This is a genomic window from Streptosporangium fragile (assembly GCF_039534445.1).
Lineage (GTDB): Bacteria > Actinomycetota > Actinomycetes > Streptosporangiales > Streptosporangiaceae > Streptosporangium > Streptosporangium fragile.
The window spans coordinates 184,408-197,808 of sequence record NZ_BAAAVI010000004.1 but is presented as its reverse complement, the minus strand read 5'-3'; the positions used below and the strand labels follow the sequence as shown (position 1 = coordinate 197,808).

General features: G+C 73.5%; 9 protein-coding genes. 6 read left to right on the top strand and 3 right to left on the bottom strand.

Features of this window, described 5'->3' with window-relative positions; genetic code table 11:
- Positions 1 to 198 precede the first annotated feature (198 nt).
- A complete protein-coding gene (locus ABD841_RS04640) occupies positions 199 to 1,062 on the top strand; it encodes an alpha/beta hydrolase (protein WP_344968177.1) in 864 nt (287 codons plus the stop codon).
- Positions 1,063 to 1,151: 89 nt separating this feature from the next.
- Here the strand turns inward: ABD841_RS04640 and ABD841_RS04635 are convergent, their stop codons facing one another.
- The 3 genes from ABD841_RS04635 to glnA form a co-directional block, all read right to left on the bottom strand.
- Positions 1,152 to 2,090, bottom strand: coding sequence for an acyl-CoA desaturase (locus ABD841_RS04635; protein ID WP_344968175.1), 939 nt, complete (start codon positions 2,088 to 2,090; stop codon positions 1,152 to 1,154).
- A gap of 132 nt (positions 2,091 to 2,222) precedes the next feature.
- Positions 2,223 to 2,948, bottom strand: coding sequence for a hotdog fold domain-containing protein (locus ABD841_RS04630; RefSeq protein ID WP_344968173.1), 726 nt, complete (start codon positions 2,946 to 2,948; stop codon positions 2,223 to 2,225).
- A gap of 477 nt (positions 2,949 to 3,425) precedes the next feature.
- Positions 3,426 to 4,787 carry a type I glutamate--ammonia ligase gene (gene glnA, locus ABD841_RS04625; protein ID WP_344968171.1) on the bottom strand — a complete coding sequence of 454 codons (1,362 nt, stop codon included), beginning with the start codon at positions 4,785 to 4,787 and terminating at the stop codon, positions 3,426 to 3,428.
- Positions 4,788 to 4,981: 194 nt separating this feature from the next.
- On the opposite strand from glnA, the gene ABD841_RS04620 reads away from it, so the two are divergent.
- The 5 genes from ABD841_RS04620 (at position 4,982) to ABD841_RS04600 (ending at position 13,400) form a co-directional block, all read left to right on the top strand.
- Positions 4,982 to 5,881, top strand: a complete 900-nt coding sequence (locus ABD841_RS04620) for a terpene synthase family protein (protein WP_344968169.1) — start codon at positions 4,982 to 4,984, stop codon at positions 5,879 to 5,881.
- Positions 5,882 to 6,443: 562 nt separating this feature from the next.
- Entirely contained in the window at positions 6,444 to 7,448 is a 1,005-nt protein-coding gene (locus ABD841_RS04615) for a terpene synthase family protein (protein ID WP_344968167.1), read from the top strand.
- A gap of 264 nt (positions 7,449 to 7,712) precedes the next feature.
- Positions 7,713 to 9,674, top strand: a complete 1,962-nt coding sequence (locus ABD841_RS04610) for a sensor histidine kinase (RefSeq protein WP_344968165.1) — start codon at positions 7,713 to 7,715, stop codon at positions 9,672 to 9,674.
- A gap of 85 nt (positions 9,675 to 9,759) precedes the next feature.
- Positions 9,760 to 11,253, top strand: a complete 1,494-nt coding sequence (locus ABD841_RS04605) for a BTAD domain-containing putative transcriptional regulator (RefSeq protein ID WP_344968163.1) — start codon at positions 9,760 to 9,762, stop codon at positions 11,251 to 11,253.
- Positions 11,254 to 11,267: 14 nt separating this feature from the next.
- Entirely contained in the window at positions 11,268 to 13,400 is a 2,133-nt protein-coding gene (locus ABD841_RS04600) for a sensor histidine kinase (RefSeq protein WP_344968162.1), read from the top strand.
- The last annotated feature ends 1 nt before the right edge of the window (position 13,401 follow it).

Here is a 13,401-nt window from a genome sequence, read left to right as displayed (position 1 = left end):
CCCCGGTCCCGCCGGGCAGGCGGCGGCCGCACGAAACGCCGGGGCGGCCCGCTGATCGCCGGGACCCGCCGATCCGGCCCCGGCCGGGCGGGTGGCAGACTGGTCCGGCGGGACGCCGCCATACGGACCCGGACGGATCGGCACCGGACGGATCGGCGCGGCCGCGCCCGCCCCCGCCGACCCCCGAGGAGATCCCCTTTGAACCCTGTCTTCGGCGATGTCGAGGTCCCCGGCGGCACGATGCGCGTCGCCAGGTTCGGCACCGGCCCGCGCGTCATCGTGGCCGTACACGGCATCACCGCCTCGCTGATGTCCTGGTCCGGTGTCGCCCGCCGGCTGCCCGCCGGCTGGTCGCTGGTCGCGATGGACCTGCGCGGCCGCGGCCACAGCGCCGGGCTCCCCGGCCCGTACGGCCTGCCGCGGCACGCCGAGGACGTGAACCTGGTCGCCCGGTCGGTGGGCGCGGAGTCCGACATCGTACTGGCCGGCCACTCGATGGGTGCCTACGTCACCGCTCTCGCCGCGGCCGGCCGCGACTACGCCAGGGTGGTACTGATCGACGGCGGCCTGCCGATGCCGACGCCCGCGGGCGCCGACCCCGACGCGGTGCTGGAGGCCACGCTCGGCCCGGCCATCGAGCGGCTGCGCCGGACCTTCCCGGGCGCCGACGCGTACGTCGACTTCTTCAGGGCGCACCCCGCCTTCGCAGACGCCTGGAACGAGGCGGCGGAGGAGTACGTCCGATACGACGCGTCCGGGCCGGAGGACGCGGTGCGCTCGCGGGCGCGGGAGGAGGCGGTCCGCCAGGACGGCCGGTGGATGCTCACCCAGGGCGAGGCGATCGGTGCCGCGCTGCACGCGATCGCGTCTCCGCTGTCGCTGCTGCGCGCCCCGCGAGGGCTGCTGAACCAGCCGGTCGGCATGATGCCCGACGAGCTCGCCGCCGTCTGGACCGCGCGGCTGCCCGCGCTGGAGGACGAGGTGGTCGACGACTGCAACCACTACACGATCCTCTTCGACGACCGCTGCGCCGCGCTGCTCGCCGATCGTCTCACCCGCTGAACCGGGACGCGGGGGCGCCGGGGCGGGGCCGCTCAGGGGCCGCCTTCGGGGAGCGACGAGGTCGCTCTCACGAAGGCGGCGGGACCGCCTCAGGCGGAGCGGGCGACGCGCCGGGCGGCGATCCGGTCCGGGTCCGGCCAGCGGACGTCCCTGACCCAGCCCGCGCGTTCGAACAGCCAGATCAGCCGGGCGCTCGGGTCGACCTGCCCGGGGAGCACCCCGTGCCGGGCGCAGGTGGGGTCGGCGTGGTGCAGGTTGTGCCACGCCTCCCCCAGGGAGACCACGGCGAGCCACCGGACGTTGCGGGAGCGGTCCCTGACCGAGAACTCCTCCTTCCCGAACGTGTGGCAGACGGAGTTGATCGACCAGGTCACGTGGTGCAGGACGAAGATGCGGACCGGCCCGCCCCAGAACCCGGCGGTGAGCGCGGCCTGCCAGGACCCGCCCCACAGGCCCCCGGCCAGTGCGGGCAGAGCGATCGAGAGCAGGACGACCGGCACGTAGGTCAGGTTGTGCGAGAGGAACCTGATGGGCCGGTCGGCGAGAAGGTCGGGGCAGAAACGCCGCCGCGAGGTCCGTTCCGGGCTGAACAGCCAGCCGACGTGGGCGTGGAAGAGTCCCCGCGCGAGCCCCGCGAACCCGGGCCCGAACCGCCAGGGCGAGTGCGGGTCGCCCTCCCTGTCGGCGTACTTGTGGTGCCGCCGGTGGTCGGCCACCCAGCGGATCACCGGTCCCTGCAGCGACATGCCCCCGGCGATCGCCAGCACCACGCGCAGCCAGGTGTCGGCCTGGAAGGAGCGGTGGGTGAAGTGCCGGTGGTAGCCGACGGTGACGCCGAAACCGGTGATGAGGTACATCGCCGCGGCGACGGCCACGTCCCGCCAGCCGAGCCCCCACCCCCACGCGAAGGGGACGGCGGCCAGGACCGCGAGGAACGGCACGACGACGAACAGGACGACCAGGAGGCGCTCGAACCACGGCACGGGCTGGGCCGCGAGATCCCGCGGCGCGGCGGAAGGGGAGGCCATGCCCGCCGAACCTAATCGCACGTCCCGTGGAAAGCTCCACCGTGGAGAGCGATTTATCCGGCGGGGGTTGTCATCGCGCTGACAACCCCCGCCGCGACGGCCCGGCGGAGCGGCGGCCCGCCCGGACGCGGGTCAGGCCGGGGTGATCCAGACGGCCTTGGCCGCGGCGACCAGGGTGCCGTCCACCTCGTAGACGGCGCTCTCGCCGAAGAGCTTGCGGCCCTCGCGCCCGGTGGCGCGGGCGACCACGGAGTAGGTGCCGCCGGGGTAGACCCGGCGGTGGACCCGGGCGGTCAGCCGGCCCAGCAGGGCGGACTCGCCGGGGCCGAAGTGCGCCCAGCCGGTGGCGCAGTCGAGCGCGGCCCAGACGATCGCGTCGGGGACGACGCCGTCGGTGTCGGTGACGGTGAACGGCACCCGCCAGCCGGCCGCGACCAGGTCGGTGCCGGGCACCGGGCCGGGGAAGATCCGCAGGCCGTCGCCGGGCTCGCGCAGGCCGCAGGCGAAGCAGCCGGGGAACGGGTGCGCGACGAGGCCGGGGAAGCCGCGCTCGGCGCGCGCCGCCTCGTTGAAGGGTACGAAGGCCGGGGCGTCGAGCTGCTCGGCGACCGTGATCGCCTCGACGAGCAGGGTGTCACCGCGGGTGAGGGTCGCGGTGTTCGCGAGGTGGCGCAGGGACAGCTCGGCGTCGAGCGGGGTCGGCGCGTGCAGCGTGACCTCGACGGCCGAGTCGTGCCGGGCGCCGTGCAACGCCTCGGCGACCGTGCCCGCGATCCATCCGCCGTTCGCGACCCCTTCGGGCCCGCGGAAACGCGCGGGAACGGTCAGCACGGTCTGCAGCTCGGCAGCCGTCGTCATGCCACACCTCCTGTCGCCTACATGGCGATTAGTCCTTGTAAATCACGCTAAACGGACAACCGATTTTACCGGAGTGCTTGTACATACAGCGAACTCGGGGCCCATGACACTTCCGTTAGCCGGCGGTAACGCGGATATGACGTTCCGGCGGAGGCGACAGAGTACACGCCCCCGCACCGCCCGTCATGACTTTCCGCACTATTCAGTGCTGTCCGGAGAAGGGCCCCGGGCGTCCGGGCCGGGAGGAACCGCCCCCTCCCTCACCGCCGCGGGAGCGGACGCACGGCACCGGCGGCCGCGCGAGAGGGCGGGCGTGAAGAGCCGACGCGGGAACGACGGACGTACGGAGAACCGGGAACGGCGCGCCGGGCGAGCCGCGCGACGGGCCGGGAAGGCCGTGCGGCGGCGGGCCGGGAAGGCTCCCGGCCCGCCGCCACGATGGACGGCGGGCGCCCCGGATGCCCGCCGTACCGGCGGCTACAGGACGGGCAGGTAGCGGCCCAGCTCGAACTCGGTGACCTGCCGGCGGTACTCGCGCCACTCGGTGCGCTTGTTGCGCAGGAAGTAGTCGAAGACGTGCTCGCCGAGGGTCTCGGCGACGAGCTCGCTGCGCTCCATGACCGTGATGGCCTCGTCCAGCGACTGCGGCAGCGGCTGGATGCCCAGCGCCCGCCGTTCCGCCGAGGTGAGTGCCCAGACGTCGTCCTCGGCACCGGGAGGCATCTCGTAGCCCTGCTCGATGCCCCGCAGACCGGCCGCCAGGATCACCGCGAAGGCCAGGTAGGGGTTGCAGGCGGAGTCGAGCGAGCGGAACTCGATACGAGTGGAACCGCCCTTGTGCGGCTTGTACATCGGCACCCGGACCAGGGCCGAGCGGTTGTTGTGACCCCAGGAGACGTAGCTCGGGGCCTCACCGCCGGCTCCGGCGATCGCCTCGGCGCCGCCCCAGAGCCGCTTGTACGAGTTGACCCACTGGTTGCAGACGGCGGTGATCTCCGCGGCGTGCGTGAGCAGGCCGCCGATGAAGGAACGGCCGATCTTGGAGAGCTGGTAGTCGGCGCCGGGCTCGTAGAAGGCGTTGCGGTCGCCTTCGAAGAGCGACATGTGGGTGTGCATGCCGGAGCCGGGGTGCTCGGTGAAGGGCTTGGGCATGAACGAGGCCCAGATGCCCTGCTCCAGCGCGACCTCCTTCATGACCAGGCGGAAGGTCATGATGTTGTCGGCAGTGGTGAGGGCGTCGGCGTAGCGCAGGTCGATCTCCTGCTGGCCGGGCGCGCCCTCGTGGTGACTGAACTCCACCGAGATGCCCATCGACTCGAGCATCATGATCGCGTTACGCCGGAAGTCGTGCCCCGAGCTGTGCGGGGTGTGGTCGAAGTAGCCGCCGTCGTCGATCGGCTCGGGGCGCTCGCCGCGCTCGGGGCGGTTCTTCAGCAGGAAGAACTCGACCTCCGGGTGGGTGTAGAAGCTGAAGCCCATGTCGGAGGCCTTGGCCAGGGTGCGCTTGAGCACCCAGCGCGGGTCGGCGTGGGACGGGGAGCCGTCCGGCATGAGGATGTCGCAGAACATGCGGGCGACGCCGGGCGTCTCGCTGCGCCACGGCAGGATCTGGAACGTCGACGGATCCGGCTTGGCGAGCATGTCGGACTCGTAGACCCGGGCGAACCCCTCGATCGCCGAGCCGTCGAAGCCGATGCCCTCGGCGAAGGCCCCCTCGAGCTCGGCCGGAGCGATGGCCACCGACTTCAGGAACCCGAGCACGTCGGTGAACCACAGCCGGATGAACCGGATGTCGCGCTCCTCAAGGGTGCGGAGAACGAACTCCTGCTGGCGGTCCAAGGCTTCTCCTTCATTCCGACGTGGTGCGACACGCCTACTGGTCTCTCAGTCTGCCCGCTCAGTGTTTCGCACACGTTACGGGGAAGAGCGGTGAGATGCCGCATCAGGACCGTCGCGCCTCCCCGTGACCGGCCCTTTCTCCTCTTACAGTGTGCGACCGGGACCGCTGGAAGTTCCATCCCGGGGGGAAGACGATGCTCACCGAACTTCACCGGCCGCCGGGGCCGCTGGCCCGGCTCACCGAGCGGCTCGCGGCGATGGCGGTGCCCTGTCCCGCGCACCCGGCGGCGCACCGGATCGGTGCCGCGGCGATCGAGTGGTCGCGCGCGGCGGGGCTGGGCGCCGACCCCGCCGACTCCGCCGTCCATCGGCTGGCCGCGCGGGCGTTCGCCGGTGGCGAACCCGGCGCGGCGGAGATGTTCGCCCGCTGGCTGACCTGGATGTCCCGGATCCGTGAGGAGCCCGGGGCGCTCGCCGGGATCCTCACGGTGGCCGCCGGCGGCGAGCCGGGCCCGGCGCCGCTGGAGCGCTCCTTCGCCGGCCTGTGGGAGTCCTGCGTGCCCGGCATGGACGACGCCTGGCGCGAGCGGTTCCTGGCCGGGCTGGCCGCCCAGCATGAGGCACTGACCGCGCACGAGGCGCCGGCCGGTGGCGTGCCCTCGCCCGGGGACTGCCCCGGACGGGCCAGGAACGCCTTCGGGCGCTACCTGTTCGACCTGGTGGAACCCTGCACCGGGGTGCAGGTGCCCGAGCCGTTGCGCGCGAGCCCGCGGTGGCGGGCGGTCGTCGAGGCGAGCGGCGACGTGGCCGCCCGGTGTCTGGACCTCGCCACCCGGGACGGCCGTGCGAGCGCGGCGGCCGGATTTGTGGAACGTTCCACGGCCGTGGTCACGGAGGAGGCGGTCGACCGTGTCGCGGACCGGATGGAGGAGCTGTGGACGGCCGCCCGGGTGATCCCGGTGCTCGTGGAGCGGCACGGCCTCGGGTTCGGCCCCTCGCGCGAGGTGATGCGGGTGGTGTGCGCTTTCTTGACCATCTCCAGGGCGCACCTGGAGTGGCTCTTGGAATCGCCTCGCTATCGTCACCTAGAGTGACGATCACAGCTCACCGAGTAACCAAGGAGTAAACGATGGGCACCGAGCTCCTCCACCGCCGACCGGGCCGCGCCCGCGGGTACGCACACGCCGACGGCGCCGGACGGGCGGGCGAGCCGGCCGAGACGCCTCGCCCGCTTCCCGCGCCCCCCGGCCCGGAGACGGCCGGCCGCCGGCTGTTCGGTCCGCTGTAGTGGCCCCCGTACCAGCCCTCGACGAGCCCCCGTCCCGACCCCGACCCCTGCCGCAGACCTTGCCTCAATCTCCGCCCCAGCCCCAAACCCCGCCCCCGATCCCGCCCGCGCTTCCGGCCCCGTCCCGGCCGCACGCCCGGATCTCGCCTCCATCCCAGGCTCCGGCCCGGCCGCAGCCCGCGACGTCACCCCGATCGCGGTCCCGGGCTCCGCTCCCCTTCCCGGCGGCGTCGCGGCCTCCGGCCCAGACCCGGCCACGGAATCCGGCCCTCCTCGCACCGCCCCGGCGGGAGGAGGGCCCCACACCCGCCGCGACGCTGCTGCTGCCCCTCACCCGCCTGGTCCCGGCCCTGGCGGTGCCGTGCGCCATGCACCCCGAGGTCGACCTGGTCGGGGCCGAGCTCGCCCGCTGGGCTCGCGAGGTCGGCCTGGAGACGCACTCCCGCGCCGGGTTCGAGCGGATGGCCGGGCGCGCCTTCGCCGGCTCCGGCGTGGACGCGGCGCTGCTGTTCGCCAAGTGGCTCACCTGGCTGTTCCACTTCGACGACGAGTGGGACGAGAAGCCGGCCGGGCGGGCGGCCGAGGCCGTCGAGACCGCCTTCGCGCGGCTCGCCCGCATCGCGGACGCCCCCACCGGGTCCCGCCCCGGCGCGGACGTCTCGGCCGCGGACGTCTCGACCGTGGACGCCTCGACCGCGGACGTCTCGACCGTGGACGCCTCGACCGTGGACGTCTCGGCCGCGGGCGCCTCCGCAGAGCCCCGTCTCCCCGTCGAGGTCGCCTTCGCGGACCTGTGGGAGACCACCGCGGAACGGATGAGCCCCAGATGGCGCCGGCGGTTCCTGGCGGGACTCGCGGCCCAGGGCCGGGCGTGCCGGGCCGAGGCCGAGAACCGGTGCGCGGGGCGGGTGCCCTCCCCGGGCGAGTATCCCCGGCTGCGCCGGGGGACCGCGGGGCCGTACCTGTTCGACCTGGTGGAACCCTGCCTCGGGGTGGAGGTGCCCGCACGGCTGCGGGAGAGCGCCACCTGGCGGACGCTGGTGGACGCCTGCAACGACGTCACCGCGTGGTGCAACGACGTCGCCTCCCACCCCAAGGAGCGCGCCAACGGCGACGTGCACAACTACGTGACGGTCGCCGCCACGGCGTTCGGCCTCTCCGACAGCGGCGCCGTGGCGTGGGTGAACGAGCGCGTCGCCCGCGGGGCCGAGGACCTGCGGACCGCGGCCCGGCGGCTGCCCGAGCTGTTCGACCGGTTCGGGCTCCCGGCCGACCGGGCCGAGCGGATCACCGAGGTGGCGTGCGCGTTCCTCGTGGCCCCGCGGGCCCAGCTGGAATGGCTCCTGGAGTCAGGCCGGTACGACGTGACGTGATCGCCTGATCCCCTCATGTTCTCCGGCGGCGTTCGAGGAGAGCCGTGCCCGAACGCCGCCGGCCGTCGTTCCCGGTCGGTCCCCCGGGAGCCGCGCGCCGGACGGCCGCCGGCGCCGCCGGTCCGGTGGCCGCGGCAGGCGTGCTCACGATCGGCCGTCCCCTCGCCGACGTGCGGGATCCACTCCCCGTTGATCGCTCATTGATAAGTTTGTGGCTTAAACCGGTTAAAGTCCCTTTAAGCACGACATGAAAGGGCCGAGGCGATGCGCGGGCTGAACCGGCTGTTCCCCACGCCGTCGCCTGTACAGGCACGGATCGCCGCGGTACTGATCGCCACCGTGTCGGTGGCCATGGAGTCCGTCAACATCTGGGTCACCGCCCAGCTGCCGCAGCCCTCCTACACGCCCCTGCCGTTCGCGCCGGAGGACGTGGCCGGCACCGCGTTCCCCATCCTCGGCGCGCTGCTGGTCTTCCAGCGTCCCCGCCTGGTCATCGGCTGGCTGCTCTGCCTGGGCGGGCTGTGCTCGGCGCTGAACAGCCTCACGATGAACCTCGCGGCCCTCGACACGAGACAGGAATGGATATTCCTGCCCGACGCGATCTGGACGGTCGTCGACGTGAGCTGGAGGCTGACCGTCCTGTTCATGACCGTGCTGCTGCCGCTGCTCTACCCGGACGGCAGGCTGCCCTCGCCGCGCTGGCGCCCGCTGCCCTGGGTCGCGGTCGCGCTGCTGACCGCCGCCACGCTCCGCGCGGAGTTCCTGCCCTACGACCAGCCGGGCTGGGACTCGCCCCGCTACCGGCTGCAACTCGTCCTGGACCAGCTCATCAACGCCGCCATCATCCTGGCCTTCGTCTCGCTGGCCGTGCGGTTCCGGCGGGCGAGCACCGAGGAGCGCAGGCAGATCCTCTGGCCGCTGATCGCGATCGCCACCGTCATCGTCCCCGGGGTGATCGGCAACCCGGTGTGGTGGCTGGCCTCGTTCACCATCCCGCTCGTCCCGGCCGCGATCACCTTCTCCGTGCTGCGGCACCGGTTGTACGGGATCGACACGCTCATCACCAGAACCCTGGTCGGGGCGGGGCTGGTCGGTGTGATCGGCGGCGTGTACGTGGCGGCGGGCGCCGCCTCCAGCCTGTTCCTGTCCGGCGTGGACCCGGTCGGCGGCCTGATCGCGGCGCTCTGCGCGGGGGCGTTCTTCCACCCGCTGCGGCGGCTGCTCCAGCGCGCCGCCGACCGCCTGCTCTACGGCAGCAAGGGTGATCCGGTGGCGCTGGCCGAGGAGCTGCGGCGGCGGCTGCAGCGGACCGACCCGGTGGGCGGGCTGGTCGCCACCCTGGACGTACTCCGCGAGGGGCTCGGGGTCACCGGGACCGGCGTGCGCTTCAAGGACGACTGGCCGGAGGAGACCGTGGCGGGCACGCTGGACGAGGTGGTCCGCGAGGTCCGCCTGGTGTGGCACGGGGAGCCCGTCGGCCGTCTGCTCATCGGCCCGCCCGGGGCCAGGCGCCTGCCCGCGGCGCACAACGAGCGGGTCATCGCCGCGCTCACACCCTACGTGGCCGACGCCGCCCACGCGGTCCGGCTGGTCGGCGCGCTGCGACGCTCCCGCGAGCGGATCGTCACCACCCGCGAGGAGGAGCGCCGGCGCCTCCGCCGTGACCTGCACGACGGTCTCGGCCAGTCGCTCAGCGGCATGGCGATGTCGATCAACGCGGCCCGGCACTCCCTGCACGCCTCGCCCGACATCGCCGAGCGCCTGCTGACCGAGCTGCGCGTGGGCATGGACAGCGTCACCAGCGACATCAGGCATCTGGTCTACGGCCTGCGCCCGCCCGCCCTGGACGACCTCGGGCTGGCCGGGGCGGTGGCGGAGATGGCGGGCCCCGGTGTCGCGGTCGAGGTCAGGGGCGACCTCGCGGGACTGCCCGCGGCGGCCGAGGTGGCCGCGTACCGGATCGTCCAGGAGGCGCTGACCAACGTCCGCAAGCACGCCGGGGCCGGGACGGTGCGGGTCTCGCTGGAGCGCGGCGAGAACGACCTGGCGGTCCGGGTGAGCGACGACGGGATCGGTATCCCGGCCGACCGGCGTTCGGGGATCGGCCTGGCGTCGATGCGCGAGCGCGCCGCCGAACTGGGTGGAACCTGCATAATCACATCGCCCCCCGAAGGGGGCACGGTGGTTGAAGCGGTACTTCCGGTCAACTTGAATGTAGAGATCTGACCCCCGATGATTTCTTACAGCCTGCGAACGATGGTGGGTATCGCTCTATGACGTTGACCCAGGTAGCTCTACCCTTACGCCTGCAATGCTGACATTTCACGCTCTCGGGCCATTCCAGGCGTGCCACGGCGACGCGGTGCTCGACCTCGGAGGTCAACGCCAGATGGCGGTGCTGGCCCGGCTCCTGGTGGCCGGCGGCCGGGCCGTCCCGGTGAGCACGCTCATCGACGAACTCTGGCCCGGCGAGCCGCCCACCCAGGCCCTGTCCACGATCCAGGGATACGTCTCGCGTCTGCGGCGTGCCCTGGAGCCCGGCCGCGCCCCGCGCGAGGAGGCCGAGGTTCTGGTCTCCGCCCCGCCGGGATACGCGCTGCGTGCCTCCACCGGCCAGGTCGACGCCTGGAGATTCGAGAGCGCGGTCAAGACCGAAGGCACGCCGGCCGAGATGTGGGAGCGGCTGGACGCCGCCCTCGCGTTGTGGCGGGGGCCCGCGCTGGCCGAGTTCTCCGACCTGCCGTGGGCGGTGACCGAGGCGGGCCGGTTGGAGGAGCTGCGGCTGATCGCGGTCGAGCGCCGCGCCGACGCGGGGCTCGTACTCGGGCACTCCGGTGCCCTGGTCCCCGACCTGGAGGCGCACGCCTCGGCCCACCCGCTGCGCGAGGAGGCCTGGCGGCTGCTCGCCCTGGCCCTGTACCGCAACGGCAGGCAGGGCGACGCGCTCGGGGCGCTCCGCCGGGCCAGGACGATGCTCCGCGACGAGCTCGGCCTCGACCTCAGCGCCACCTTGCAGCGCCTGGAGTCCGACATGCTCGCCCAGGCGGTCCACCTCGACCCGCCCGCCGGGGCGGTGACCGCGCGGCCGGCCGAACCCGCGCCCCCGCGCGCCGCCGCGGCCGACGAGCAGGCGCCTGCCCTGCCGGGGGTGCGGATCGTGATCGTCGACGACCAGGCGCTGGTCCGCACCGGCCTGCGCGTGGTGCTGGACAGCGAACCCGGTTTCGAACTCGTCGGCGAGGCGGAGAACGGCGAGCAGGCGATCACGGTCGTCCGGGAGACCTCACCCGACCTGGTGCTGATGGACATCCAGATGCCCCGGCTGGACGGGCTGACCGCGGCCCGGCGGATCCTGGCCGACGACGCGCCGCCGAAGGTCATCATGATGACCACCTTCGGCACGGACGACAACCTCTACGCGGCGCTGCGGGCCGGGGTGAGCGGCTTCGTGCTCAAGACCTCGGCGCCCGAGCAGCTCATCACCGCGATACGGGCCGCGCAGGCCGGTGACGCGCTGATCGACCCGGCCGTCACCACCCGGCTGATCGCGGCCTTCGCCGGGCACGCCAACCCGGCCGCCCCGCCCCGCCTGGCCGGTCTCGGCGACGCCGACCTGGACCTGATGAAGCTGGTGGCCCGGGGGCTGACCAACCGGCAGATCGCGGCGACCCTGTCGGTCTCCGAGCGGTCGGTCTCGCAGTCGGTGGTCAAGCTGCTGGACCACCTGGGGCTGTTCGACCGGGCCCAGCTCGTCGTCGTCGCGTACGAGTCGGGCCTGGTCAACCCCGGTGACATGGGCAGGTAGGGATGGACACGCGGATGCGCGACCGCATCCGGGTGCTCGCCGGCGCGGACGGCGTGCCCCGGCGGGCCGTCGGCGCGGTCACCGTGACCGCGCCGCAGCCCGCCACGCCGCTCACGCCCCGGCCGGTCGGCGTGCCGCTGCGGTTCGCCATGGTCGCGACGGCCGTCGTCTCGGCGGCGCTCACCGTGACCGGGCTCATGATCTTCATGGACCTGCCGCCCGAGTGGTCCCGGGAGGTCAGCGCCACGCCCGACCTCGTGGCCGGGATCGCCTTCCCGGCGGTGGGTGCGTTCCTGCTGTTCCGCGGCGCGCCCCGGATCCCGGCCCGGCTGATGTACTTCGGCGGGCTGGGCTGCGCGCTCTACGTGTTCACCAACATGACGATGCTCCGCGCGGCGGCCGCCGGCGACGTGGTCCTGGCCGGATATCTCCGCCTGGGGGTGATCCCGGGCTGGATGATCGGCGGAGGGTTTCTGACGGTCCTGCTCCCGCTCTTCTCCCCCGACGGCCGGCTGCCCTCGCGGCGCTGGCGGCCGGTGGTGGCGCTGACCGTGATCATGATGGCCGTGGGCATCGTGAACGCCACCTTCCGCTCCGCGGCGGGCTACACGCAGTATCCCTGGCCCAGGGTCATCCCCAACCCGCTCGGGGTGGACGCCTTCGCCCCCTACGCCACCCCGGTGCACCACAGCACGAGCCAGGCGATCGTCGGCCTCGCGGTCATCGCCCTGGTCTCCCTGGTCCTGCGCTTCCGGCGGGCCGGGCCGGTGCTCCGCCGCCAGATCGCCTGGCCGCTGAGCGCCTTCGCGGTCCACATCGCGTTCCTGCTCCTCGGGCAGGAGATGTGGCTGGTGGGCACGCTCTGGTCGGTGATGCTCCCGCTGTCCATCGCCTTCTCCGCGATGCGCTACCGGCTCTACGGCATCGACACCGTGGTCAGCCGCACCTTCGTCGCCGCCGGGCTGATCACCATCATCAGCGCCGTCTACGCGGTCGGCGCGGTCGCCGGGCTGGCGCTGTCGGGCTACGACCGGATCGGTGGCCTGGTGGCGGCCCTGTTCGCCGGAGTGATCTTCCACCCGCTCCGGCAGCGGCTCCGGACCCTGGTGGACCGGCTCATGTACGGCACGCACGGTGACCCGCGGGCGTTCGCCGCCCGCCTGGCCAGGGAGGTCCGCGACACCGAGCCGGCCAACGCGCTGGCCGCCGTCGCCGCGGTGGTCAAGGACGGGCTGAGCGTCACCGGGGTCGCGGTCGAGGTGTACGAGCCCGGTGCCCGGCAGGTACAGGTCGGCCTGCTGAACCCGGCGCCACGCGAGATACCGCTGGTCTGGCACGGCGAGCCGGTCGGGCGGCTGCTCCTCGGCTCCCCCGGCCCCCGCAGGTTCGCCGCGGCGCACAACGACCGTCTGATCGCCGTCGCCACCCCGTACGTCGCCGACGTGGCGCACGCGGTGCGGATGACCGCCGACCTGCAGCGCTCCCGGGAGCGCATCCTCGCCGCCCGCGAGGAGGAGCGCCGTCGCCTGCGCCGGGACCTGCACGACGGGCTCGGCCACGCGCTGACCGACATGGCGATGTCGATCAACATGGCCAGGATCAGCCTGCGCACCGCCCCCGCCTCGGCCGACCGGCTCCTGCTGGAGCTGCGCAGCGGGATGGACGCGGTCAGCCAGGAGATCCGGGAGCTGGTGTACGGCCTGCGCCCGCCGACCCTCGACGACCTCGGCCTGGCCGGGGCCGTACGGGCACTGGCCGTCGAGGGTACGCCCCGGGTCGCCGTCGAGATCGAGGGCGACCTGGCGAACCTGCCCGCGGCGGTCGAGGTGGCCGCCTACCGGATCGCGCAGGAGGCGCTCACCAACGTCCGCAAGCACGCCGGGGCCCGCTCCGCGGTGATCTCGCTGGTGCGCGGGGAGTCGCTGGTGGTGCGTGTCCAGGACGACGGGCACGGGCTGCCCGAGGGCCCGCGCTCGGGAATCGGGCTGGTGTCGATGCGCGAGCGGGCCGCCGAGCTCGGCGGCACCTGCGTGATCGGCCCGGCCCCCGGGGGTGGCACGGTGGTGGAGGCCGTACTGCCGCTTCCCTCCGTTCCGCCCCCCGCCCCTCCGCCGGAGGCCTCCCCCGTCCCGGCCGGCCGCGTGTAAA

Coding starts and splice junctions, on each gene's coding strand:
- ABD841_RS04635 (WP_344968175.1), bottom strand. CDS start 2,090: ATGGCCTCCCCTTCCGCCGCGCCGCGGGATCTCGCGGCCCAGCCCGTG.
- ABD841_RS04630 (WP_344968173.1), bottom strand. CDS start 2,948: ATGACGACGGCTGCCGAGCTGCAGACCGTGCTGACCGTTCCCGCGCGT.
- ABD841_RS04620 (WP_344968169.1), top strand. CDS start 4,982: ATGCTCACCGAACTTCACCGGCCGCCGGGGCCGCTGGCCCGGCTCACC.
- ABD841_RS04615 (WP_344968167.1), top strand. CDS start 6,444: ATGCACCCCGAGGTCGACCTGGTCGGGGCCGAGCTCGCCCGCTGGGCT.
- ABD841_RS04610 (WP_344968165.1), top strand. CDS start 7,713: ATGCGCGGGCTGAACCGGCTGTTCCCCACGCCGTCGCCTGTACAGGCA.
- ABD841_RS04605 (WP_344968163.1), top strand. CDS start 9,760: ATGCTGACATTTCACGCTCTCGGGCCATTCCAGGCGTGCCACGGCGAC.
- ABD841_RS04600 (WP_344968162.1), top strand. CDS start 11,268: ATGCGCGACCGCATCCGGGTGCTCGCCGGCGCGGACGGCGTGCCCCGG.